The organism is Haloplanus litoreus (assembly GCF_045690335.1).
In the GTDB taxonomy this organism is placed as follows: Archaea; Halobacteriota; Halobacteria; order Halobacteriales; family Haloferacaceae; genus Haloplanus; species Haloplanus litoreus.
The window spans coordinates 858,320-880,116 of the sequence record NZ_CP147874.1 but is presented as its reverse complement, the minus strand read 5'-3'; the positions used below and the strand labels follow the sequence as shown (position 1 = coordinate 880,116).

At 69.3% G+C, this 21,797-nt stretch carries 23 protein-coding genes; 9 read left to right on the top strand and 14 right to left on the bottom strand.

The genetic code is table 11. The annotated features are described in order from the left end of the window. Positions 1–176 precede the first annotated feature (176 nt). From V8686_RS04825 to V8686_RS04785, 9 genes are all read right to left on the bottom strand, one after another. Positions 177–707, bottom strand: coding sequence for a KH domain-containing protein (locus V8686_RS04825; protein WP_379702830.1), 531 nt, complete (start codon positions 705–707; stop codon positions 177–179). A gap of 46 nt (positions 708–753) precedes the next feature. Then, positions 754–1,623 (bottom strand): serine/threonine-protein kinase Rio1, encoded by an 870-nt coding sequence (rio1, locus tag V8686_RS04820; protein ID WP_379702829.1) that lies wholly within the window; start codon positions 1,621–1,623, stop codon positions 754–756. Positions 1,624–1,662: 39 nt separating this feature from the next. Beyond that, a complete protein-coding gene (eif1A, locus tag V8686_RS04815; RefSeq protein ID WP_251331239.1) occupies positions 1,663–1,953 on the bottom strand; it encodes a translation initiation factor eIF-1A in 291 nt (96 codons plus the stop codon). A 58-nt stretch (positions 1,954–2,011) separates the two neighbouring features. Further along, positions 2,012–3,013 (bottom strand): tyrosine--tRNA ligase, encoded by a 1,002-nt coding sequence (locus V8686_RS04810; RefSeq protein WP_379702828.1) that lies wholly within the window; start codon positions 3,011–3,013, stop codon positions 2,012–2,014. Between the two features lie 38 nt (positions 3,014–3,051). Next, entirely contained in the window at positions 3,052–3,639 is a 588-nt protein-coding gene (locus tag V8686_RS04805) for a DUF2391 family protein (protein ID WP_379702827.1), read from the bottom strand. 47 nt (positions 3,640–3,686) lie between these two features. Beyond that, positions 3,687–5,654 (bottom strand): DUF460 domain-containing protein, encoded by a 1,968-nt coding sequence (locus V8686_RS04800; RefSeq protein ID WP_379702826.1) that lies wholly within the window; start codon positions 5,652–5,654, stop codon positions 3,687–3,689. Between the two features lie 98 nt (positions 5,655–5,752). After that, the gene (locus V8686_RS04795; RefSeq protein WP_379702825.1) at positions 5,753–6,310 is read right to left on the bottom strand and encodes a universal stress protein; all 558 of its coding nucleotides are present in this window, start codon (positions 6,308–6,310) and stop codon (positions 5,753–5,755) included. 90 nt (positions 6,311–6,400) lie between these two features. After that, positions 6,401–7,318 carry a ribonuclease Z gene (gene rnz / locus V8686_RS04790; protein WP_379706461.1) on the bottom strand — a complete coding sequence of 306 codons (918 nt, stop codon included), beginning with the start codon at positions 7,316–7,318 and terminating at the stop codon, positions 6,401–6,403. Beyond that, on the bottom strand, positions 7,309–7,662 hold the full coding sequence (locus V8686_RS04785) for a hypothetical protein (protein WP_379702824.1): 354 nt from the start codon (positions 7,660–7,662) through the stop codon (positions 7,309–7,311). Before V8686_RS04785 ends, rnz begins: the two co-directional genes overlap by 10 nt. Before the next feature lie 164 nt (positions 7,663–7,826). Between V8686_RS04785 and V8686_RS04780 the strand changes: the two genes are divergently transcribed. From V8686_RS04780 to V8686_RS04760, 5 genes are all read left to right on the top strand, one after another. Continuing rightward, positions 7,827–8,843, top strand: a complete 1,017-nt coding sequence (locus V8686_RS04780) for an AAA family ATPase (protein ID WP_379702823.1) — start codon at positions 7,827–7,829, stop codon at positions 8,841–8,843. Beyond that, positions 8,840–9,448: a protein sorting system archaetidylserine decarboxylase gene (locus V8686_RS04775; RefSeq protein ID WP_379702822.1), complete on the top strand. Its 609-nt coding sequence runs from the start codon at positions 8,840–8,842 to the stop codon at positions 9,446–9,448. Before V8686_RS04780 ends, V8686_RS04775 begins: the two co-directional genes overlap by 4 nt. Before the next feature lie 58 nt (positions 9,449–9,506). Then, positions 9,507–10,547: a TAXI family TRAP transporter solute-binding subunit gene (locus tag V8686_RS04770; protein ID WP_379702821.1), complete on the top strand. Its 1,041-nt coding sequence runs from the start codon at positions 9,507–9,509 to the stop codon at positions 10,545–10,547. 67 nt (positions 10,548–10,614) lie between these two features. Further along, positions 10,615–11,100, top strand: coding sequence for a DUF1850 domain-containing protein (locus tag V8686_RS04765; RefSeq protein ID WP_379702820.1), 486 nt, complete (start codon positions 10,615–10,617; stop codon positions 11,098–11,100). After that, positions 11,097–13,835, top strand: a complete 2,739-nt coding sequence (locus V8686_RS04760) for a TRAP transporter permease (protein ID WP_379702819.1) — start codon at positions 11,097–11,099, stop codon at positions 13,833–13,835. The genes V8686_RS04765 and V8686_RS04760 overlap by 4 nt, the downstream gene beginning before the upstream one ends. 95 nt (positions 13,836–13,930) lie before the next feature. Here the strand turns inward: V8686_RS04760 and V8686_RS04755 are convergent, their stop codons facing one another. Next, positions 13,931–14,926 (bottom strand): methyltransferase domain-containing protein, encoded by a 996-nt coding sequence (locus V8686_RS04755; protein ID WP_379706459.1) that lies wholly within the window; start codon positions 14,924–14,926, stop codon positions 13,931–13,933. A gap of 97 nt (positions 14,927–15,023) precedes the next feature. Between V8686_RS04755 and V8686_RS04750 the strand changes: the two genes are divergently transcribed. Further along, entirely contained in the window at positions 15,024–15,584 is a 561-nt protein-coding gene (locus tag V8686_RS04750; RefSeq protein ID WP_379702818.1) for a TATA-box-binding protein, read from the top strand. A gap of 12 nt (positions 15,585–15,596) precedes the next feature. Then, a complete protein-coding gene (locus V8686_RS04745; RefSeq protein ID WP_379702817.1) occupies positions 15,597–15,971 on the top strand; it encodes a DUF7473 family protein in 375 nt (124 codons plus the stop codon). On the opposite strand, the gene V8686_RS04740 is transcribed toward V8686_RS04745, so the two are convergent. Beyond that, entirely contained in the window at positions 15,972–16,199 is a 228-nt protein-coding gene (locus V8686_RS04740; RefSeq protein WP_379702816.1) for a hypothetical protein, read from the bottom strand. It abuts the gene before it with no gap. A 212-nt stretch (positions 16,200–16,411) separates the two neighbouring features. Between V8686_RS04740 and V8686_RS04735 the strand changes: the two genes are divergently transcribed. Further along, positions 16,412–17,446 (top strand): CPBP family intramembrane glutamic endopeptidase, encoded by a 1,035-nt coding sequence (locus tag V8686_RS04735; protein ID WP_379702815.1) that lies wholly within the window; start codon positions 16,412–16,414, stop codon positions 17,444–17,446. A 78-nt stretch (positions 17,447–17,524) separates the two neighbouring features. Here V8686_RS04735 and hisG read toward each other — a convergent pair whose 3' ends face one another. The 3 genes from hisG to V8686_RS04720 all read right to left on the bottom strand — a co-directional run bounded on the left by hisG (position 17,525) and on the right by V8686_RS04720 (position 20,392). Then, the gene (hisG, locus tag V8686_RS04730) at positions 17,525–18,370 is read right to left on the bottom strand and encodes an ATP phosphoribosyltransferase (protein WP_379702814.1); all 846 of its coding nucleotides are present in this window, start codon (positions 18,368–18,370) and stop codon (positions 17,525–17,527) included. Positions 18,371–18,446: 76 nt separating this feature from the next. Continuing rightward, on the bottom strand, positions 18,447–19,754 hold the full coding sequence (locus tag V8686_RS04725) for a hypothetical protein (RefSeq protein WP_379702813.1): 1,308 nt from the start codon (positions 19,752–19,754) through the stop codon (positions 18,447–18,449). After that, the gene (locus V8686_RS04720; protein WP_379702812.1) at positions 19,751–20,392 is read right to left on the bottom strand and encodes a hypothetical protein; all 642 of its coding nucleotides are present in this window, start codon (positions 20,390–20,392) and stop codon (positions 19,751–19,753) included. Before V8686_RS04720 ends, V8686_RS04725 begins: the two co-directional genes overlap by 4 nt. An 81-nt stretch (positions 20,393–20,473) precedes the next feature. Between V8686_RS04720 and V8686_RS04715 the strand changes: the two genes are divergently transcribed. Further along, positions 20,474–21,766 (top strand): amidohydrolase, encoded by a 1,293-nt coding sequence (locus tag V8686_RS04715; RefSeq protein WP_379702811.1) that lies wholly within the window; start codon positions 20,474–20,476, stop codon positions 21,764–21,766. Positions 21,767–21,797: the final 31 nt, after the last annotated feature.

Genomic DNA, 21,797 nt, shown 5'->3' with positions numbered 1-21,797 from the left:
CCTTTGATTGATTGTGATTCTATAAAAGCGTTGTGATTCGTCGTGTGCGACACCGTGGCGCAGTCACGGGATTAGCGGAAGGGGCCGATCACGCGAGGGTGGGGGGTTATCGTTACGCGTTACCGTGGCTCGGAGAACCGGTGAGCGGTGAGTGCGGGAGGAAAGGCGGGGCGTATCTACAGTTCGACGCCGCGGGTGAGTTCGTTGTGCTTGCGTTCGAGGAAGCCGTACACCGCACCGTGGGGCGCGCCGTCGAGTAACATCTCGGCGGCCCGACGGACGGCTTGTACCTCCTCGGGTTGGCCGATGATGCCGAGGGTCGTCCCGTAGATGACCACCTCGGCGCCGGTGAGTTCCTCCATGAGTTCCCGAGTCCGGCCGTTCTCGCCGATGAGGCGGCCCTTCTGTCGCTGGAGGTCGTTCTTGTTTCGGGTCGCGTCCTCGATGTCGATCAGATCGAACATCCGCATCTCGTCGTCGAGGAGGGAGAGCGCCGCGTCGGGCTTGAAGCCCCGCCCGATGGCGCGGACGATGTCGGGGGCGACCATCGCGGTGACGGGGTCGCCGGTGGCGTCGATGGCGACGCTACCGCTCTCGGAGTCGATGTCGAGACGGACCTCGGCGCGTCGCTCGATCTCGCGCATGGTCTCGCCGCCCTCGCCGATGAGGACGCCGAGTCGGTCCTGCGGAACCTTCACGTGCTGCATATCGATCGATACCGGTCGGAGCCGTTTAAGCGTTCTCGCTCGGGAGTTACGGCTCCGGTTCGGCCTCGGTCACGAACGCCTGCAGGTCGGCGGGGTCGACGTCGATCCCCTGCCGGGTGAAAAACGCCGCGACGTTTCGGCAGTCCCGTTCGAGGAAGTCCTCGGCGTTGGGGTGGTGGACCGTCACCGCCTGCCCGAGGTCGATGACGACCAGTTCCCCGTCGTGGATGATGAGATTGTACTCCGAGAGGTCCCCGTGGACCAGTCCGGCACGGTGGAGCCGTCGCATGTACTCCCGGACGACCTCGAAGGCCGTCTCGGGGTTTTCCACGTCCACCTCGGCGAGTCGGCGGGCGCGGTCCTCGACCAGCCCCACCAGTTCCATCACGAGAACGTTCCGCTCGACGGCGATGGGTTCGGGCACCCGTACCCCGGCCGCCTTCGCCCGGCGCAGGTTCGCGAACTCCTTTTTCGTCCACGCGAGGACGACTTTCTTTTTGTCGGAGCCGATCCCCTCGAAGCGCGGGTCGCCTTCGAGATACTCCCGCATCTGCTGGAAGTTCGAGGCGTTGATGCGGTAGATCTTCACCGCCACGTCCCGGTCCTCGGCGCCGAGCGCCTCGTAGACGTTCGCTTCCTTGCCCGTCGAGATGGGACCACCGAACGCCTCGATGTAGCCGTCCTGTACCAGTTTGTAGATGGCCGCGAAGGTGGCGTCGTCGAACACCGACTGTTCGACCTTGAACTGGTCGGCGTCCTTCAGACGCTTGCGGAACTCGGCGAACTCGCGGTCCCGCTTTCTGGCGATGCGGTCCGCCTCGGTGTCGGAGACGTCGATTTCCTCCCACTCGTCGCCGAAGTCCTCGCCTTCGCCCTCCTCGGGTTCGAGCAGGCCGTACTCCTCGCGGTCGTTCATTCACTCACCGTACGTCGGCCCGCAGTAAAAGTCCCGTCGCTACTCGATGTGTCCTTCGCGCCGCAACTGGTCCGCTTCGGACTTCTCGTAGCGCCACGAGATATCCGCTTTCTCGTCCTGCCAGTCCCAGGGTTCGACGAGGACCACGTCGTCCTCCCGGATCCAGATGCGCTTTTGCATCCGGCCCGGGATGCGGGCGGTGCGCTCCACCCCGTCCGCACAGCGTACCTTCACTCGGTTCGCCCCGAGCATGTTCGTTACGACGGCGAACACCTCGTCGTCGTCGGGCATTCGAAGGTCCTTGCGCCCGCCGTTTTCGTTCTCGCTCATACGCTGACGTTCGCGGTCGCGAGTTTTAAAACCGCCGACGCATCGTCGCCGCCGCCGATCAGGCGTCGGACGCCGAGTCCTGCAGTTTCCGCCGCCCGGGTGCGATGAGTTCGTCGAGGTACACCGCCAGCGCCCCCTTCGCGTCGGCGGGGTGGAGTTCGCCCGACTCCAGATCCGCCGCCAGCGACTCGTAGTCGTCGTAGGTCAGGTCGCCGCCGTACTGCTCCGGCCGTTCGACCACGACCGTCTCGTACCGCGGGAAGACGTGGTACTCGAAGATCTGGAGGACGGGGTTCTCCCGCTCACGACCCTCGTCGTCCGGGTCCGGATCCCGCGTCGGCGGGCAGAAGGCGTCGTTGACCTTCTCCTCGATGTCCGACGCCGAGTCCTCCATCGAGATGGAGACGCCCTCGCTGGCGGACATCTTCCCCACGCCGGTCCGGAGGTCGGCGATCAGCGGCGTGTGCAGGCAGGTCGGAGACTTCTCACCGATCGTCGGCAGTGTGTCCCGGGCGAGCATGTGGACCTTGCGCTGTTCCATCCCCCCGACCGCGAGGTCGACGTCGAGGTAGACGATGTCAAGCGCCTGCATCAGGGGGTAGACGGCCTGCGAGACGGTGACCGTGTCGCTGCTTTTGATCTCCGCCATCGCCCGCTGGGCGCGCGAGATGCTCGTCTCCAGTTCCAGCGCGTGCAGGTCGAGGACGTACTCGCGGTCGAACTCGAACTCGGAGCCGTAGACGAACTCGGCGCGTTCCTCGTCCAGCCCGTAGGCGAGGAACTGCGCCTTCATCCGCTCGGCCGTCTCCCGAATCTCCTCGAAGGTTCCCTTGTCGTTGAGGTAGGCGTGGACGTCCGCGAGCAGGATCGTCACCTCGAAACCGGCGTCTTGGAGATCCATCAGTTTCGTCGCCGTGAGCATGTGGCCGATGTGCAACACGCCCGAGGGCTCGTACCCGACGTACGCGCGCTTGCCCTCGGGGTCCTCGGCCAGCTCGCGTCCTTCGTCCTCCGTGACCACCTCGGTCGCGTTCCGGGTGATCCGCTCGTAGACGTCCATGCACACTGAAAACAGGAGCGCCGAAATATGACTTCTGCTTACGATCCGGGCAAGAGGTCACCGAGCGCCGCACCGATGCTCATCGGCACGAACGCCACGACGGCGTTGGCGAGCGCGAGTCGCGGCGCCTCCCAGTCGACGCGCCCCCACAGCGTCAGGAGGAGGACGGCGGTCAGAAATGAGACGCCGAGCACGCCCACGAGACGGCGCGGGATCAGGCCGAAGATCGGCCGATGGATGCGAACGTCCTGGATGTCGGCGACGTAGAGGATCCCGATGACGAGCGAGACGGCGAAGACGGCCGTACCGAGGAGATAGAGTGGCCGGGGTGCGAGGAAGGTCCCCACCTCCTGCGTACCGCCTTCGACGGCCATCGGGATGCCGAACAGCAGGCTCCCCAGGAGCGCCTCCGCGAGGTCACCCCGGTCGTATCCCCTGATCACCCGTCCGAACGGGCTCGCCCCGCTGCTCGCCTCCATCGCCACGCGCATCGTCTCCCGGACCTGTTTTCGGGCGGCGTCGGACATCACCAGCCCCTCGAGTTCCTCGAGTTCGTCGAAGAGGTCGCCCATGTCGGCCCGTTCGGGGTCGCCCTCGGTTTCGAGGTCGGTGTCGTCCTCGCTCATACCCCTCCGTCACCCTCGAGAACCAAAGCCGTGGGGGCGAGAGCCGGTCAGTCGCCGCTCTCGGCCCGGTGTTCGCTGATGATCTGGTCGACCATCTCCGACTTCCGCTCGCGGGAGCGCTCCTCGGCTCGACGCTCCCAGTCCTCGATAGCCGCCTCCACCTCGCTCTCCCGAGCGACGGCGAGTTCGTCCACCTCCCGAATCGTCACGTCGGCAGCGGGGGCGACGGGGACGTCGGCCTCGAACAGCACCTCGTCGGCGGCGTCGGAGAGGTTGCCGTCCCGGAGGACGATCCGCGGCTCCGTGGCCGCCAGGCGCTGGGCCGTCGACCGTCCGGCACCGCTCGCATCCCGAAGGTAAAGCACGTCGCCAGCCGCCAACCCGTAGGCCTCCTCGGCGGCGTCGACGGCGTCGCGGGTGAACTGTTCGATCACCTTCACCGACACCAGATCCCGACCCTCCGAGACGTCGCTGAAGTCGGAATGGTCGAGTTTCCAGAGTGCCTTCAGCCGCTCCAGTTTCGATTCGAGCTCCTCGGCGCGCTCGCGTTCCTCGTCGCGTTCCCGTTCGAGGCGTTCCGTCTCGCGTTCCAGGCGGTTCACCTCGCGGCGTTCCCTCGCCTCCCGACGCTCCTCGCGACGGGTCTCGGACAGTTCCTCCTCGTACTCCGCGATGCGTTCGTCCTTCTCGTCGAGGCGGGTGCGGAGGTCCTCCACCGTCCCCTCCAGCCGGTCGACCTGCCGTTCGAGGCGCTTGATGCGGCGCTCCTCGGCCGAGAGTTCCCGAGGCTCGTGGCTCGACTCCTCCGCCTCGGGGTCGTCGTCGTCGGAGAGGTCACGCAACACCGCCTCGACGGACGCCTCCCCGCCGACGACCCGGTCGATCACCTCGCCGCGGTCGAACTGCGGCGGCACCTTCCGAGTGATGCGCTCGAACTGGTCCTCGTAGGCGTCGAACGCGAACAGGGCGGCCGCCATCGCGTCGCGTTCGTGGTCGTTGTCGTAGGTGTGCTCGCGGGTTCGGTGGAGCTTCTCGTCGACCGGCAGGTCCGACTCCGGCTCCCAGCCCGCGGCGTCGAAGCTCCGACGGAACTTCTCGACCGTCTCGGGCATCGGCTCCACGTCGGCGGCGACGACGACGGGGCGCCCGCGCTCGACCAGCCACTCGATGACCCCCGCCGTGTCCGCCGTCCGCGTCGAGAACACGTCGAGGACGTCGCCGTCGAGGCCAACGACGGCCGCCGCCGTCGTGGTCCCGGGGTCGATGCCGACGAGGACGCGGTCCCGCCGTTTCACCAGCGGTTCGAACTCGATGCCGTCGCGGCGTTCTCGCTCGATTTCGACGCGCGTGTCGCCCGAACGCGACTGCCCCACGGGGAGGTCGTCGGGGGCCGCCTCGACGGTGAAGGTCGCGTTGGCGAAGCCACCGTACTTCTCGGTCACGTCGCGCTCGTAGTCGAGGTTCGCCGCGTCCAGCGACGACGCGACTTCGCGTGCGCGCTTTTTCACGTTACCGTGGATACGTCGGGTGTAGCGGTCCTGGCTCCACCCGCCCTTCCCCGTGGACCGACCCCGGGACACCTTCACCGTCGTCGTGTCGGTGAATGCCGTCACCTCGTGGCCGACGTTGGCGGCCGCCAGGCGGGCGGCGGCCTCCGCCTCCTTCATCGGCTTCTTGCCGTAGGGGACGCCGTGTCGGGAGGCGACCCGCGAGAGGGGTTCCGGCCGCTCGGCGCCCGTCACCTGCACCAGCCGCGTCCCGTCGGGGAGCCACCGGAGGAATCGAACCAGGTCGTCGTGGTCGGTCGCCAGTTCGTAGACGTTGTCCGTCGCGAGGAGGGCCGGCTCCTCGCGCTCGACGAGCCGCCGGAGTTTGCGGAAGGACACCACGTCCCGGTCGACGTTCTCGCCGTCGTAGGCGACCACCGCGTAGGAGGGGGCGTCCCCGCGGACGTCACCGCTCTGGACGTCGACGCCGAACACCAGCGCGTCGAGCGCACTCGTCCGGGCGTTCACGCCCCAGGGTAGGGGGGCACGAAATAAATACTCCACGCCGCCGGGGGTCGCCTACCGCCCGTCCGCGGACCGTCGCCGCTGTTCCGCTGCGCGGTAGCTCACGGGTCGTCGTCGGGGCCGGACGAGTCGTCGTCGTCGCGGGCCGCCGAGTCGGGGTAGTAGAAATCCGATTTCGGATCGCGTCGGGGCGAAGCGTCGGCGAGTCGAGCGATCCGGGCCGGCGTGCGGTCACGGACGATGACCACGTCGTAGGCGTCGGCGGCCGCGATCGTCCCGCCGATGCTGCTCACCTCCGTCACCAGATGGCCGGCGTTGTCGCTGCCGACGAACACCATCGAGACGTCTTCTCGCTGGGCCCGCTCTCGGACGCGCTTCGCTATCGTCCCGGGGGCGGCGTTCGTCCCGACCCGCACGTGTCGGAAGTCGGCGCTCGGACACAGCTCCGTCACCTGCGTGTGGAGCGTCGCCACGACCGACTGCATCTCGAACGGGGCGTCCGGGTCGAGCCAGTCGCGCTCGCGAGCGTACTCGGCGTTCCCGTCCGGGACGACGCTGACCGCCAACACGTCCTCGTCGAACACGCTCGCGAACTCGGTCGCGCGGACGAGCGCCGCCTCGGCGAGTGCCGACCCGTCGAACGGGACGAGAAAGGTCATACGGCCCGTTTCACGGTACCGTGCAACTACCTATCGATCGTTTTCGGGGGCTGGGAACGCCGCGACGGGTGGTGGCGTCCGACCACCGGATCACGCCGGGTAGGGAACGTCGACGGTCTGGCCGTCGCTGGCGACGAAACACTCGCCGTCGAAGGCCCCGCGTGCCTCCCGCTGGAGCTCCGTCCACCGGCCGGCGTACCGCGAGGAGAGGTGCGTCAGGGCGAGGCGCGCGGCGCCGGCCCGGGCGGCCACCTCCGCCGCCTCGCGGGCGGTGGAGTGTCCCGTCTGTCGTGCGCGTTCCACCTCGTCGTCCGCGAACGTCGCGTCGTGGATCAGGAGGTCGGCGTCCGCGGCCGCCTCGACGACGGCCTCGACCGGCCGGGTGTCGCCGGTGTACACCAGTTTCCGACCGGGCCGGGGGTCGCCCACGACCTGGTCCGGGTCGATCACGCGGCCGTCATCGAGTTCGACCGACTCGCCCCCGTGGAGCCGGCCGAACTTCGGGCCGACGGGCACGCCGAGTTCCTCCGCGTGTTCCCGGTCGAAACGACCGGGCCGGTCGTCCTCGACCAGCGCGTAGCCCATCGAGCGGGTGCGGTGCTCCGTCTCGACGGTGCGGACGAGAAAGTCCTCGGCGTCGTAGGCGACCGATCCCGGAGAGACCTCGTGGATCCGGACGGGGTAGCCGGGGCGGTGGCCGCCGGCGTGGACCAGGTCCTCGATTGCTCCCCGGGAGCGCGGCGGGACGTGAATCGCCAGCGGATCGGTGCGGTCGTTGAAGTCGAGCGACTGGATCAGTCCCGGAATCCCGAGGATGTGATCGCCGTGGAGGTGCGTGACGAAGATGTGGGAGACGTCGAAGCCGGTCCCGAAACGCATCATCTGGCGCTGTGTCCCCTCTCCGCAGTCGAACAGAAACCGCTCACCCTCGCGGTTCACGAGGACGGCGCTCGGCGCCCGCTGGGTCGTCGGAACGGCCCCGCTAGTGCCGAGAAACGTCACGCGCATCGACATGCTTCGGCATGTGGGCGGTGGTGATAAACCCGTGTCGGTGCGCGGCCGGCGTCGGCGGCGTTTCCGTCGGCGTCGGACGTACGGCCGCGCGGTCCACCGGCCGCCACGACGCCGACCCCCTCGTCGCCCTCGTCGGCACCGCCGTCCTCGGCCTCGGCCTCGGCTGCCTCGCGATGGCCCTCGACGCCCCCTGGTTCTGGGTCGTCCGGGCCGTCGGCCTCGCCGCCGTCGTGCCCGCCGTTTCCTGGCTCGGAAAGGGGCGATGCGGCTCCCGTCCACGGCGGCGGGGACGCCGTGGACGCCGCGCTGGCGGCGCTCCGCGAGCGCGGCGCCCGCACGAACTCCCGGAAGCGGCGTTCGAGGCGAAGGTGGATCGTTGCTGGAGGTGGATCGTTGCTGGAGACGGAGACGCCCGCGGACGCCCGGGAGCGAGTCGCGGGGGAGCCGGAGCGGGAGGGCGAGATAGAGGGATTCTTACCCGTCGGTCGACTAGGGGTCGCCGATGGACGCCCCGCTCTGGACGGACACTCACGCGCCGAGCCTCGAGGACCTGCCCCAGTCGTCGGTCCGCGACCGACTCCGGCGGGCGGTCGACGAGCCGATGAACCTCGTCGTGCAGGGACCGCCTGGCGCCGGCAAGACCGCCGCCGTCCGTGCCCTCGCGAGGGCGTCTCACGAGGATCCCGCCAACGACCTCGTCGAGATCAACGTCGCGGACTTCTTCGACCGCACGAAAAAGGAGATTCGACAGGATCCCCGGTTCGAGCAGTTCCTGACCGGACGCTCCCGCATGGCGAAACGCGACATGATCAACCGCGTGTTGAAGGAGTCCGCGAGCTACGCCCCCGTCTCCGGCGACTACAAGACGATCGTCCTCGACAACGCCGAGGCGATCCGGGAGGACTTCCAGCAGGCGCTCCGGCGAGTGATGGAGCGGTACCACCGTACCACCCAGTTCGTGCTCGTCACCCGCCAGCCCTCGACGCTCATCGCGCCCGTGCGCTCGCGGTGTTTCCCGGTGCCCGTCCGGGCGCCGACGGCCGACGAAATCGAAGCCGTCCTCGCGGCTATCCTCGACGCCGAGGACGTGGCGTACGACGACGACGGCCTGGAGTTCGTGGCGGGGTACGCCGGCGGCGACCTCCGGCGGGCCATCCTCGGCGCACAGACGACCGCCGAGACGGCCGAGGAGGTGACGATGACGACGGTCCACGAGACGCTCAAGGACGTTGGGTACGACGACGACCTGGCGTCGATCCTGGCGGCCACGGAGTCGGGCGACCTGACCGACGCCCGCAAGACGGTCGGAACGCTACTCGACGACGAGGGGTACGACGGCCAGTCGCTGCTCGTGGACCTGCTGTCGGCCGCGCGCAAGCGGTACGACGGTGAAGAACTCGCGCGTCTCCACCGTCTCGCCGGCGAAACGGACCTGAATCTGGTGATCGGGACGGACGAGCGTCTCCACCTCACGCACCTGCTGTCGACGTGGGGGGAACGCGCCGAGGTCCAGCCGTGAAGCTGGCACCCGGTGCCCGGCGGTACGCCCTCCCGCCGCTTGTCGCGGCGGTTCCGCTGGCGGTCGTCTCCCCGCCGCTCGGGGCGCTCGCGCTCGCGCTCGGCGGATTCGTCGTCCACTTCTTCCGGGACCCGGAGCGATCACCGCCGCCGCGGGGCGTCGTCTCCCCCGCCGACGGGCGAGTCTCCGTCGTCCGCGAGGAGGGCGACCGGGTTCGAATCGGCGTGTTCATGAACGTCACCGACGTGCACGTCCTTCGGGCGCCGCGTGCGGGGGCCGTCCAGTCGCTGACTCACCGCCCCGGTGCGCACCGACCCGCCTTCAGCAAGGACTCGGACCGGAACGAACGCGTCGACGTGGCTTTCGACACCTGCGAGTGCTCGATGATCGCCGGCTGGTTCGCCCGCCGCATCCACCCCTACGTCTCGACGGGCGACGAGGTGGCCCGCGGCGACCGGATCGGTCACATCGCCTTCGGCAGCCGCGCGGACGTGTTGCTGCCGTCGACCTACGACCGGGCCGACCTGCTCGTCGCGGAGGGCGACCCCGTTCGCGCCGGCGAGACGGCCGTGGCGCTCCACGCCGACGAACCCTCAAATAACTGATTCGATTCCGGCAATTTTGGACAGGGTTAAATGTACTGGCACCCTCGATTCTGGCAGTATGTCAGACGACTCGACTCGGCGACGGTTCCTTCACGCAGCGGGACTGACTGGCGTGGCCGCCCTGGCCGGCTGTAGCGGCGGCGGCGACGGCGGCGACGGCGGGAGCGAACCGACGGAGACGGAGGAATCCGGGGGCAGCGACGCGACGGCGACGGAAACCGAAGCGTCGGGCGGCGGGAGCGGTGACACCCGCCTCTCGTGGCACGCCGGCGGTACCGGTGGGACGTACTTCCCGCTCTCGAACGAGTTCAAGTCGGTCGTCGAGGCGAACACGGACTACACACTGAACGTCCAGTCGACGGGCGCGAGCGTGGAGAACGTCGGCAACCTCTCCAGCGGCGACGCCGACTTCGCGCTGATCCAGAACGACATCGCCTCCTTCGCCAAAAACGGCACGGGCATCGAGGCGTTCCAGGGCAACGCCATCGACAACCTGCAGGGCGTCGCGACGCTCTACCCCGAGACCATCACCATCGTCACGCTGGCCGACACCGGCATCACGCAGCTCTCCGACCTGTCCGGCGCGACGATCAACACCGGTGACCTCGGGTCGGGCACGCAGGTCAACGCCCTCCAGATCCTCGAAGCGGTCGGCATCACGGAGTTCAACGAGCAGAACGCCTCCTTCTCGCAGGCGGCCGACCAGCTGCGGAACGGCGACATCGACGCCGCCTTCGTCGTCGGTGGGTGGCCCGTCGGCGCCATCGAGGACCTCGCGACGACCAACGACGTCCAGCTCGTGCCCATCGCGGGCGACAACCGACAGGCCGTCAAGGACGCAGCCTCCTGGTTCGCCGACGACACCATCCCGGCCGGCACCTACAGCGGCGTCGACAGCGACGTCGAGACGGTGGCCGTACAGGCGATGATCGCCACGCGCTCGGGCGTCGCCGAGTCGACCGTGCAGGAAGTCACCGCCGCCATCTTCGACAACGTGAGCGACCTCACGATCAAGACGGACTTCATCAGCAAGGAATCCGCACAGGACGGCATGTCCATCGAGCTTCACCCCGGCGCAGCCGCGTACTTCGACGCGTAACACCGACGAACCGCCTCCCCCGCGGAGGCGTACCGCACACCGGACACACTCGCGTTCGATATTTGGCATGAAGCGGACACACGTCGCGATCCTCGTCTTCGTCGTCCTCGTCGCCGGACTCGGGAGCGCGGCCGCCACACCCGGGGGGTCGGTGCTGGTCGTCGCCGACGCGGAGACGGGCGAGGAGTATCTCACCGCCCCGGTGCAGAACGGATCGACCGTCGCGCTGGAGTACAACCACAGCGTCGAGAAGACGCGCGTCTACGACGGCTACACGGTCCGGGGTGACCGCCTCGTGAACACCCGCATGGAGTTCGAATCGTACGGCTGGGGACTCCCCAGTCGCGTAAACGTCACACGGGAGAACGGGACCTTTATCTACGATCCACCGGGGAGTTACGAGCAGTTTACGGTCGCACCCGGGCGGATCGCCGGCCACGAACTGCACGTCGACGGCCGGACGTACGACCTGGTCGCGCTCTCCGACGGCGAGTCGGTGACGCTCTCGATCCGCCACCGATCCTCGCTCGCGACCGCACTCGATCGACTATGACAGACGACCAACCGACCGACGACACGGCCGAGGCACCGGACCGCGAGGAGACCGATGCGATCATCCAGGAGATCGAGCGCAAACGCTCCCTGGGCGGCCTCGCGGCCGTCGTCGTCGCGGCCGTCGGCATCACCTTCTCGGTGTTTCAGATGTGGCTCGCCGCCAAGGGGTTCGTCCTCGCGCTCACCCTGCCGCTGATCGGTGAGGTGGAGTTCGTCGCGCTCCAACTCCTCCAGATCAACGCCATCCACGTCACCTTCGGGCTGGTGTTGGCCTTCCTGCTCTATCCGGCCAGCACGGGCGACGGGCCGATCGCCAGCCGCTGTGTGCGACTCGGCGCGGTCGTCGACGACCGATTCGGGGCGTCACACCCGCTCTCGCGCATCGTCCACGCCGCCGGTGGGGCGCTCCGGTGGATTTTCGTCGACCCCGACCTGGACCGCGTGACACCGTTCGACCTCGCCTTGATTCCCGTCGCGGTGCTGTCGGCGGCCTACTTCGTGACCGACTTCGACGAGATCCAACGGATGCGCGCGCTCGGTCTGGAGTCCGGGCGGGCGATCCACGAGGTGTTCACCTTCCTCGACCCCGTCGCGGGACTGCTCGGCCCCCTCACCGAGACGTCCTACGCCATGGTGCTCGGCGTGATCGGTGTCCTCCTGGTGTTGGAGGCGACCCGCCGGGCCATCTCCCTCTATCTCATGCTGATCGTCGCGGCCTTCGTCGTCTACGCGCGCTTCGGAGTGTTCATCCCCCAGAACGCCGCCTACGTCGGCGTCCTCTCCATCCCCGAACTCTCGTGGCCCGCGATCATTCAGAACCTCTGGTACAACACCGAGAACGGGGTCTTCGGGATACCGATCACCGTCTCCGTGCAGTTCATCTACATCTTCATCCTCTTCGGCGCGTTCCTGGAGATGTCCGGCGCCGGCCAGTGGTTCATCGACCTCGCCTACGCGGCGACCGGCACGCGCAAGGGCGGCCCGGCGAAGGCGTCCATCCTCGCCTCCGGCTTCATGGGCACCATCTCCGGATCGTCCATCGCCAACACGGTCACGACGGGCGCGTTCACGATCCCGCTGATGAAGAAGTCGGGGTACCGGCCGGAGTTCGCCGGCGGCGTCGAGGCGTCGGCCTCCTCCGGGGGACAGATTCTGCCGCCCGTCATGGGCGCCGCGGCCTTCCTCATCGTCCAGTACACCGCGACGCCCTTCGCCGACGTCATCGTCGTCGCAACCATCCCCGCCATCGTCTTCTTCTTCGGCGTCTGGGTGATGGTCCACTTCGAGGCGTCACGCCTCGGCATCGGCGGCCTCGACCCCTCGGAACTCGTCGACGTGCGCTCGCACCTGCGTCGTGGGTGGTTCTACCTCGTACCCATCGCCCTGTTGCTCTACTATCTCATCGGCGCTCGCCTCTCGGTCGCCCGGTCGGCGTGGTTCACGCTCATCGCCATCGGCGCGCTCGTTACGCTCGTCGCCGCCTACAGCGACGAGACGCGCGGCCGACTCGGCGCCATCTTCGCCCTGCTGTTCGGGGCGACGGTCGTCTCGCACTACGTCGCCGGCACCGGCCCCCTGGTGGCGGCCCTCGGCGGCGGCACGGGCGGACTGTCGCTCCAGGCCGCGTTCGCTGCCACCGTCGGCCGACTCGGCGGGATCAGCATCATCGCCGGCGTGCTCACGCTGGCGACCCGGCCGTTCCTCGACTCCCCGATCCTCGAATTCGATCAGGCCGTCGACGACGCCGCAGAGAGCACGGCGTCCGCCCTCGGCCGCCCCGGTCTCTCCCGGAACGGTCTCTACCGCCTCGGCACCTTCCTCGGCAAGTCGATGGACGGCGGCGCCAGAACCGCAGTGCCGGTCGTCATCGCCGTCGCGGCCGCCGGCATCATTCCCGGCGTCATCAGCGTCTCCGGTCTCGGACCGAACCTCGTGGCGCTGATCAAGGCGGTCGCCGGCGGATCGCTCGTCCTCCTCCTCGTCGTCACCGCCATCTCCTCGATCCTGCTCGGGATGGGGATGCCGACGACGGTGACGTACATCATCCTCGTCTCGCTACTGGCGCCGGCGCTCACCGCCTTCGGCGTTCCCGAACTCGCGGCCCACCTCTACATCCTCTACTTCGGCGTCATCGCCGACATCACGCCGCCGGTGGCCGTCGCCGCCTACGCGGCCTCGGGGGTGGCGAAGTCGGACGCCTTCCAGACGGGTATCGAGGCCTTCTCGCTCTCCCTGAACAAGGCCATCGTCCCCTTCGCGTTCGTCCTCACGCCGGGCATCGTCCTCCTGCGTCGGGAGCCGAACGCCGCCGAACTGGGCGTCGGCGACAAGTACGCCGTCCTCGGGAGCGCCGACCTGTTCGATCTGGCCTACCTCGTCCCCGAGGTGATCGTCCCCGTAGTCGGCGTGTTCCTCGGCGTCGTCGCCCTCGCGGCGACGGTCATCGGCTACGTCTACACGCCCGTCGGGCGGGGCGAGCGCGCGGCCTTCGCGGTCAGTTCGCTCCTCTTGATGGCGCCCGGACTCGCCGTCCGTGGCGCCCTCGACGTGATCGGACTGTTTGGCATCGGCGGCGGTGGTGGCGACGAGGTGTCGGTGGCCATCGACGTTGCGCTCCGGGGCATCGGGCTGGCGCTCTTCGTCGCACTCGTCCTCGGGAACCGGGGACAGGGCGCGTCGGGGTTCTTCTCGTCGAGCGAGAGCGAGGCCGAGAGCACCCCCGAGACGGCTTGAGACGGACTGCCGTGAGTCGTCGTCGGAGGGTCTGCGAGGCGGGTCGGCGAACCGCCGGGGAACAGTGACAGCAATCCGGATGACTGCGCCCGCCGTCACTGCGACAACACGTGGACGTGCCGCGTGAGCGAGCGGTGGACCCGCCGCTCGAACGTGGTGTCGACGGTCCACCCCGCCTCGACGGCCGCCGCACGCCACGAGCGGTCGCCGACGACTACCGCACGCGGGGCCACGCGCCGGGCTTCCGCGAGCGCACCCGCCACGAGGTCCCCGAGCGAGTGGCGTTCGATCTTCGACTGCCGGCCGTACGGAGCGTCGAAGACGACGCCGTCGACGGTGTCGTCGGCGAGGGGCAGGCGGGTCGCGTCGCCGCGCAGGACGTGGGAGTCGCCGTCGAGATACGCCCGGCAGTTCTCGCGGGCGCCCCGAACCATCTTTCGCTGGGCGTCGACACCGACCGGACGGACGCCGATCAGCCCCGCCTCGATCAGGGTGCCGCCGGTGCCACACATCGGGTCGAGGAGGGTGTCACCGGGGTCGACGCCGGCGAGGTTGACGAGCGCCCGGGCGTCGAGCGGCGCCATGCTCCCCGGCTGGAAGAAGGGGCGGTCGGTGGGGAGGCGGTCGCCGTAGTCGCGGACGCTCTCGGCGACCAGCCACCCGACGAGGCAGGTATCGGCGGCGAAGCACGCCCGGAGTTCGTGGTCCGGGTCGTCCAGGTCGACGGTGAACCCGCGGTCGACGAGCGCCCCGCCCAGTTCCCGTTCGGCGCGGCGGGTGTCGATCCCCGCCGTTCCCCGCACGTCGCGGGCACGGACGGCGACCGTTCCCGTCCGCTCCGTCGTCGCCGCCTCGACCAGCGCCCGCGCCGCGTCGACGCTCGCCGCACAGCGACCGAGTAGGGAGGTGGCGCGGTGGGTGTAGGCGAGCGTCCGGAGGCGGTCGACGTCGACACCGCGTGCGGTGGCGAGGCCGGGCGCGACGACGTCGACGGCCGTCGCCGCGGCCGCCGCTTCCCGCGCCGCGAAGGCGTCGTCTTCGCCGGCGAGTTCGAGGCCGTACACGCCTCGCCCTCCGCGGGCCGGCGTCATGAGGATACCGGACCCGTAGCCCGTTGTTCGGTCGTCCGACTTGTCAGCTTCGCTCACCAACCTTTTTGAACCTTAAATACGACACTTAAGTCGACATATGACCGATCCCAAGGAGACGATAAACATCGAGAACGTGGTGGCTTCTACCGGAATCGGACAGGAACTCGACCTCCAGAGCGTCGCGATGGACCTCGAAGGCGCGGACTACGACCCGGAGCAGTTCCCCGGACTCGTCTACCGGACACAGAACCCGAAGTCCGCGGCACTGATCTTCCGGTCCGGCAAAATCGTCTGTACGGGCGCGAAGTCGACCGCCGACGTCCACGAGAGCCTGCACATCGTCTTCGACAAACTCCGTGACCTCCGGATCGACGTCGACGAGGACCCCGACATCGTCGTCCAGAACATCGTCACGAGCGCCGATCTGGGCCGCAACCTCAACCTGAACGCCATCGCCATCGGTCTCGGTCTGGAGAACATCGAGTACGAACCCGAGCAGTTCCCGGGGCTGGTCTATCGACTGGACGACCCCGACGTCGTCGCCCTGCTCTTCGGCTCCGGCAAACTCGTCATCACGGGCGGCAAACAGCCCGAAGATGCCGAAGAAGCCGTCGACGTCATCGTCTCCCGACTCGAAGAACTCGGTCTCCTGGAGTAACTCGCCCGACCGATGGGTCCCCTGCAGACGAGCGTCGGGTCGGCGTCGGTCCTCGCCGTCGCCGGCACCGCCGCGCTCTTCGCGCTCTTCCTCTCGCTGACCGCCCACCTCGCCGCGCGGAACGTCCTCGGCGACGTGCCGATCAGGAACGCCTTCCTCGTCGGTCCGGTCCCCGCCGCCATCGCCGTCGTCGCCGGGGCACTCGAACTCCCATCGATTCCGGCCGTCGTCGTCGCCGTGCTCCTCGACGCGGCGCTGATCCGGTACGTCTACGACCTGGACCGGCGACTGACCGCCGCCGTCACCGCCATCCACGCCGTCGTCAGCATTATCCTCGGGAGCGTCATCTTCAGCCTCTACGTGCTCGTCCGGTCGGCACCGGGCTGATCACCGTGCGGCCGCCACTCCCCGAGCGGTCCGCACGGTGAGCGCGCCGAGGACGCAGACGACGCCGAGACCGACGCCGACCGTCGCCGTCTCGACGTTGCCGAGCAACAGGCTCGTCCCGTACGTCGCGACGCCGAGGACGGCCCCGGCCGAGAGGAGCGAATCGACGGCGTCGAACGGCGAGTCGAACGCCGGGAGCAGGTCGTGGCCGGCAGTGGCGGAGCTCATAGTGTGAACATTGTTCTCAATCAACACGTAATTTGTGCATACATTCGTTATGTTTTCTGACTGAATAATATGCGGCCAGTCGGGCAGGTCGGCGGCAACTCCGCAGGGGCGGGGCGTCCCGGACGGACCGTTGTCGTCGTCCCCGGCGTTCGGCGACCAGTCTCGCAGAACCACCGGTACTGACTTACGACAGTCCGTATCAGGCGTACGCGATGGGACCGCGGACGCTCCTCTGGAACGACGCCGAACGTCGCCCCCGGGCGCTCCTGCGGGTCGTTCTCCTGGTCGTCGTCGCCGCCCTCCTCGCCATCGGGGCGAGTCTGGGAGCGAGCGGCGTCCTCGGCGGCCTCCGGTCGTCGCTCGAACGGGTCTTCGGCGAGGCCGTCGCCGCGGCCGTCGGTGCCGTGGTTGGCATCGGACTCACGGGCGGCATCGTCTCGCTGTCGATCCTGATCGCCGGGCGATACGTCGACCGGCGACGACTGCGGGATTTCGGCTTCCGACTGGACCGGGACTGGTGGCTCGACTGCGGGTTCGGCCTCGCCCTCGGCGCCGGCCTGATGACGCTCCTCTTTCTCGTCGAGTTCGCGGCCGGGTGGGTGCGGGTCACGGGGACCGCCCAGCCCCGTGCCGGCTTCGCCGTCCGCCTTCTCGGCCTCGTCGTCGTCTTCGTGATCGTCGGGATCTACGAGGAACTGCTGGCACGCGGGTACCTCCTGACGAACGCCGCGGAGGGACTCGTCGGCTGGGTCGGCGAACGCGGCGCCGTCCTGGGCGCGACGCTCCTGTCGTCGCTCGTGTTCGGTCTCGCACACGCCAACAACCCGAACGCTACGACGACGAGCACCGTCGCCATCGTCCTCGCAGGGGGGATGCTGGCGGCGGGATACGTCCTGACGGGCGAACTCGCCGTACCCATCGGCCTCCACGTCACCTGGAACCTGTTCCAGGGCGGCGTCTACGGCTTCCCCGTCTCGGGCCTCGGCGTCGGTGCGAGCGTCCTCGTCGTCGAGGGGTCCGGTCCCCGACTGCTCACCGGCGGCGACTTCGGCCCCGAAGCGGGACTGCTCGGCATCGGAGCGATGGCGCTCGGCACGGTGGCTATCGCACTCTGGGTGCGGTGGCGGACGGGCGACCTGCGCATCGACCCGACGGTGACGACGCCCGACCTGCGGTCGGCGCGGGTCGACGACGGCGGGACCGACCCCGGCCGCTGGGAACCGGTGCCGGGTAACCGGGAGGAGTGACGGTCGTCCGGCCGCCGGCTCGTACTGATCGTCGTCACCGCGGGGAGCGCGACCGGAACTGACTGACAACCGTCCGTATCACTCCACCAGACGCTCGATTTCGGTGACGAGGATGTCGCTCGCGCCCATCGCTTTGAGGTCGTTGATGACGCCGAAGACGGCGCGTTCCTCGACCACCGCGTGGACGGCCACGTCGTCGCTGCCGGCGACGTCCATCACCGTCGGGCCGCCCATCCCCGGCAACACGTCGCGCACGTCGTCGAGGCGGTCCTCGGCGACGTTCAACATCAGGTAGCGCCGGTCCTCCGCGGCGAGGACGGACTCGAAGGCCGTCACCAGTTGCTGGACCTTCTCGTCGTCGACGACGTCGGGGCGGGCGAACAGGCGCACCGAACTCGACAGCACCTCCTCGATTTCGGCGAGGCGATTCACGCGGAGGGTCGTCCCCGTCGACGTGATGTCGACGATGGCGTCGGCCATGTCGACGTGGGGGGTGAGCTCCGTAGCGCCCGTCACCTCGACGACGTCGGCGTCGACGCCGCGTTCCGCGAAGAACTCGCGGGTGATCCGGGGGAATTCGGTGGCGACGGTGCCGCCGGCCAGCGCCTCGACGGACGAGATGGCGCCGTCCTCGGGGGCGGCGACGACGAGACGGCACCGACCGAACTCCAGGTCGAGGAGGTCCACCAGGTCGTGACCCGACTCGCGGACCTGATCCAGTCCGGTGATTCCAACCGCCGCGGCACCGTCAGCGACGTACTCGGGGATGTCGGCGGCGCGTGCGAACAGGGCGGTCACGTCCGGGTCGACCGTGTCCGCGTAGAGTTTCCGGTCCGCCCCGCCTTCGAGGTGCAGGCCGGCGCGTTCCAGCAGGTCGATAGACGGGTCGTGCAGGCGGCCCTTGTTGGGGACGGCGATGCGCATTATCGGACACGTCTCGCCGACGGGGCAACTGTCTTTCGGGGACGCGGCCGAGCGACAGCAGGAACCGAGGCCCAACCTACCCCTTTCGGAGTGCCGCTGCCACCCGTTCGCTCGCCGGCGGCGTCGCCCGTGCTCGCGCCATGACGGTGAGATACGTCGACGCGTCGTTGCGGAGCCACGACGCCCGGACGCTCCCCTCTGAGTCCAGCAGTTGTTCGTCCGTCCAGGTCAGTCGGTCCGCGAGTTCGGCGGTCGACAGTCGCGTCAACCCCGGGTCCGCGGGCGACGCCTCGGCCGCGCGCAGCGCCTCGACGGCGGCCGTCCGCATGGCCGCCACGTCCTCGACCGACTCGATGGCGAACGTCTCGCCCTCGCGAACCCGTTCGCGAAGCGACGTGAAGGCCCGAAGCGCGACGAACGAGGAGTGCGCCCACGTCAGCGCCCGGGCGGGCGTCGTCTCGCCCCACCCGTCGTCGTGGGCCGGGTCGACCGGTCGGAAGAGTTCCTCCAGCGCCTCCGCGGCCGGCGTGTCCTCGACGTCCACCCCCTCGATCCGCCAGGGTTCCCGGGCGTCGACCGACGACAGGGCCTGGCGCTCGGTTTCGAACGCCTCGCGGAGTCGTTGCCGGGCGTCGACCAGCCGCGGCCGCAGATCGACCGGATCGTCGAGCGGCGCCGTCAGCCGGTCGTAGAGGTGGGTGGCGTCGTCGACGGCGACGCGGGCACGTTCGATTTCCTCGGTGAGTTCGCCGACACCGAGCGGGTTGCCGGGGCGGTAGCGACGCGGTTCGCCGGTGGCGACGTCGCTCCGACCGGACGCGATGCGGCGCTCGATGGCGGCGTGGACGAGCGTCGCCTCGACGGGGTCGGCGCCGACGTACCGCCACCGCTCCCGGACGGCCCGCCGGTCCTCGCGGACCGTCTCGGCCTCCGCGGCGAGGTCCTCACGGGTTACCCCCGCGTCGATGGCGCGCCAGGCGCCGGTGGCGAAGCGTGCCTCGGCCCGGGCGTCCGCGAAAGCTGCCAGTCGTGCGAACGGCGTCGACGCCTCGGCCGCCGTCGAGAGGCTCTCAACCGCGTGTTCGCGGGCGTGCCGCACGCGCTCGCGGATCGCGCCGTTGGGAATCTCCGCCGGACCGAGATCCGCGGGCACCGCGTCGAGGAGCGTTCGCGCGCGGCGTTCGGTGGCCGCGAGGTGGTCGTCGCCGACGTCGACCGGCAGTCGCTCGGGGAGCGTCGGCACCGAGTCGTCGACGAGCGCCCGAAGCGCGGAACCGTCGAGATCCGTCTCGTTCGACCCGGAGGAGAGGGGATCGGCGCCGCTACAGCCGGCGAGCGCCCCGAGGAGGGCGAGCGTGCTGCGGCGCGTCAGGCGCCCGCTCATCGCTCCCCCTCACCCGACCCGTCGGTCTCGTTGCGGCGCCGTCGAATCCGCTCGTTCTCCCGTTCGCAGGTGCCGGAGCCGTGACTCGATCCGTAGCTGTCGACGCCGCTCGGGTCGAACGCCTCGGGGATACGGACCAGCGTGGCGACCACGTCCCGCGCGTCGGCCTCGCAGGCGACGTCCGCGTCGCGGTAGCGCCGCGAGTAGTTCGTCTCGACGTCGTTCTCGGACCACTGAATCGAACAGAGGTCCGGCGCGAAACACTCGTCGACGGGCCACTGCTCGACGTACACCGTCGCGGCGTCGTAGTCGGTGGCGTCGAGGAAGTCGCGGGCGGCGTCTGCGCCGTCCACGTCGGCGAAGCCGACGGTCGCCGCCTCGTCCGGACTCGTGACGAACAGGTGGGTGCGGCGGTGCGAGCGCTCCGCGTCGTCCTCGGGCGTCGGCCGGTCGCCGGTCCAGACGGTGGGCGCCAGGGCGGGATTCCGCAGACTGTACGACTCGGGATTCAGGGCGACGTTGCCGCTCGGATCGGACGGATGGCTCGAACTCGACGACGACTCGCCGGAACAGCCGGCGAAGCCGGCGACGAGCGCTACCGCTCCCTGGAGGGCGCGTCTGCGTGTGGTGGAGGGCATCGTCCGTCTTCCAGGGCCGACCGATAAACCTCTTTTCGTCGAACCCCGGAGCCTTTTCCCGAACGGGAGCCAGGTGGAGGTATGCAGACGCTCTCGATACGCGGCGGCCGGGTCCTCCGACCGGACATGTCCGTCGCCGAGGCGGACGTACTGGTGGACCGCGAGGCGGGCGAGATTCTGGCGGTCGGCCCGACCCTCGGCGGCGACGAAACCCTCGACGCGTCGGACGGCCTCGTGATCCCGGGGCTGGTGAACGCCCACACCCACGTCGCCATGACGCTCCTCCGGGGTCACGCCGACGACAAACCCCTCGATCGGTGGCTACGGGAGGACATCTGGCCCGTCGAGGCGGCGCTCGAACCCGAAGATATCGAGGCCGGCGCCGAACTCGGCGTCCTGGAGATGATCCGGTCGGGGACGACGGGGTTCGCCGACATGTACTTCGAAATCGACCGCACGGCCGACGTGGTCGAGCGGGCGGGTCTCCGGGCCGTCCTCGGGCACGGCGCCATCTCGGCGGGCAAGGACGACGAGGCGGCCCGTGCCGACATCGAGGAGAGCGTCGAGATGGCCCGGCGGTTCGACGGCGCCGCGGGCGGCCGAATCTCGACGGCGGTGATGCCACACAGTCTCACCACCGTCACGCCCGAGTTGCTGGAACTGGCGGCCACGGAGGCGGCCGACGCCGGGGTCCCGGTCCACTACCACGCGAACGAGACGGTCGACGAGGTCGAGCCAATCGTCGAGGAACGGGGAGCGCGCCCCCTGGAGTGGGCGCGCGATCTGGGGCTGTGTGGTTCGGAGGACTTCTTCGCCCACGGCGTCCACCTCGACGACGCGGAGATCGAACTCCTCGCCGAGACGGGGACGGGCGTCGTCCACTGCCCGGCTTCGAACATGAAACTCGCCTCGGGGATGGCGCCGATCCAGCGGTTGCTGGACGCGGGCGTGGCGGTGGGTCTCGGCACCGACGGCGCCGCCTCGAACAACGACCTCGACCTCTTCGACGAGATGCGCGACGCCGCCATGCTGGGCAAACTCGCGGCCGACGACGCGAGCGCGGTGGCCGCCCCCGACGCGGTCCGGATGGCGACCGCCGGCGGCGCCGCAGTGCTGGGACTGGACGCCGGCCGGATCGAGGCGGGCGCCGCGGCCGACTTCGCGGTGGTCGACCTCGACGCCCCGCACCTGACGCCCCGACACGACCCCGTGAGCCACCTCGCCTACGCCGCCAGGGGGTCGGACGTGCGCCACACGGTCTGTGACGGCGACGTGCTGATGCGTGACCGCGAGGTGCTGACGCTCGACGAGGCGGCGGTGATGGAACGGGCGACCGACCGAGCACGCGCCCTGTTGGAGCGGGCGGGCGCCTGATACGGACCCTCGTCGGTCAGTTCCGGCCGGC

Coding starts and splice junctions, on each gene's coding strand:
- V8686_RS04825 (WP_379702830.1), bottom strand. CDS start 707: ATGCAGCACGTGAAGGTTCCGCAGGACCGACTCGGCGTCCTCATCGGC.
- rio1 (WP_379702829.1), bottom strand. CDS start 1,623: ATGAACGACCGCGAGGAGTACGGCCTGCTCGAACCCGAGGAGGGCGAA.
- eif1A (WP_251331239.1), bottom strand. CDS start 1,953: ATGAGCGAGAACGAAAACGGCGGGCGCAAGGACCTTCGAATGCCCGAC.
- V8686_RS04810 (WP_379702828.1), bottom strand. CDS start 3,013: ATGGACGTCTACGAGCGGATCACCCGGAACGCGACCGAGGTGGTCACG.
- V8686_RS04805 (WP_379702827.1), bottom strand. CDS start 3,639: ATGAGCGAGGACGACACCGACCTCGAAACCGAGGGCGACCCCGAACGG.
- V8686_RS04795 (WP_379702825.1), bottom strand. CDS start 6,310: ATGACCTTTCTCGTCCCGTTCGACGGGTCGGCACTCGCCGAGGCGGCG.
- rnz (WP_379706461.1), bottom strand. CDS start 7,318: ATGCGCGTGACGTTTCTCGGCACTAGCGGGGCCGTTCCGACGACCCAG.
- V8686_RS04780 (WP_379702823.1), top strand. CDS start 7,827: ATGGACGCCCCGCTCTGGACGGACACTCACGCGCCGAGCCTCGAGGAC.
- V8686_RS04770 (WP_379702821.1), top strand. CDS start 9,507: ATGTCAGACGACTCGACTCGGCGACGGTTCCTTCACGCAGCGGGACTG.
- V8686_RS04765 (WP_379702820.1), top strand. CDS start 10,615: ATGAAGCGGACACACGTCGCGATCCTCGTCTTCGTCGTCCTCGTCGCC.
- V8686_RS04760 (WP_379702819.1), top strand. CDS start 11,097: ATGACAGACGACCAACCGACCGACGACACGGCCGAGGCACCGGACCGC.
- V8686_RS04755 (WP_379706459.1), bottom strand. CDS start 14,926: ATGACGCCGGCCCGCGGAGGGCGAGGCGTGTACGGCCTCGAACTCGCC.
- V8686_RS04750 (WP_379702818.1), top strand. CDS start 15,024: ATGACCGATCCCAAGGAGACGATAAACATCGAGAACGTGGTGGCTTCT.
- V8686_RS04745 (WP_379702817.1), top strand. CDS start 15,597: ATGGGTCCCCTGCAGACGAGCGTCGGGTCGGCGTCGGTCCTCGCCGTC.
- V8686_RS04740 (WP_379702816.1), bottom strand. CDS start 16,199: ATGAGCTCCGCCACTGCCGGCCACGACCTGCTCCCGGCGTTCGACTCG.
- V8686_RS04735 (WP_379702815.1), top strand. CDS start 16,412: ATGGGACCGCGGACGCTCCTCTGGAACGACGCCGAACGTCGCCCCCGG.
- hisG (WP_379702814.1), bottom strand. CDS start 18,370: ATGCGCATCGCCGTCCCCAACAAGGGCCGCCTGCACGACCCGTCTATC.
- V8686_RS04725 (WP_379702813.1), bottom strand. CDS start 19,754: ATGAGCGGGCGCCTGACGCGCCGCAGCACGCTCGCCCTCCTCGGGGCG.
- V8686_RS04720 (WP_379702812.1), bottom strand. CDS start 20,392: ATGCCCTCCACCACACGCAGACGCGCCCTCCAGGGAGCGGTAGCGCTC.
- V8686_RS04715 (WP_379702811.1), top strand. CDS start 20,474: ATGCAGACGCTCTCGATACGCGGCGGCCGGGTCCTCCGACCGGACATG.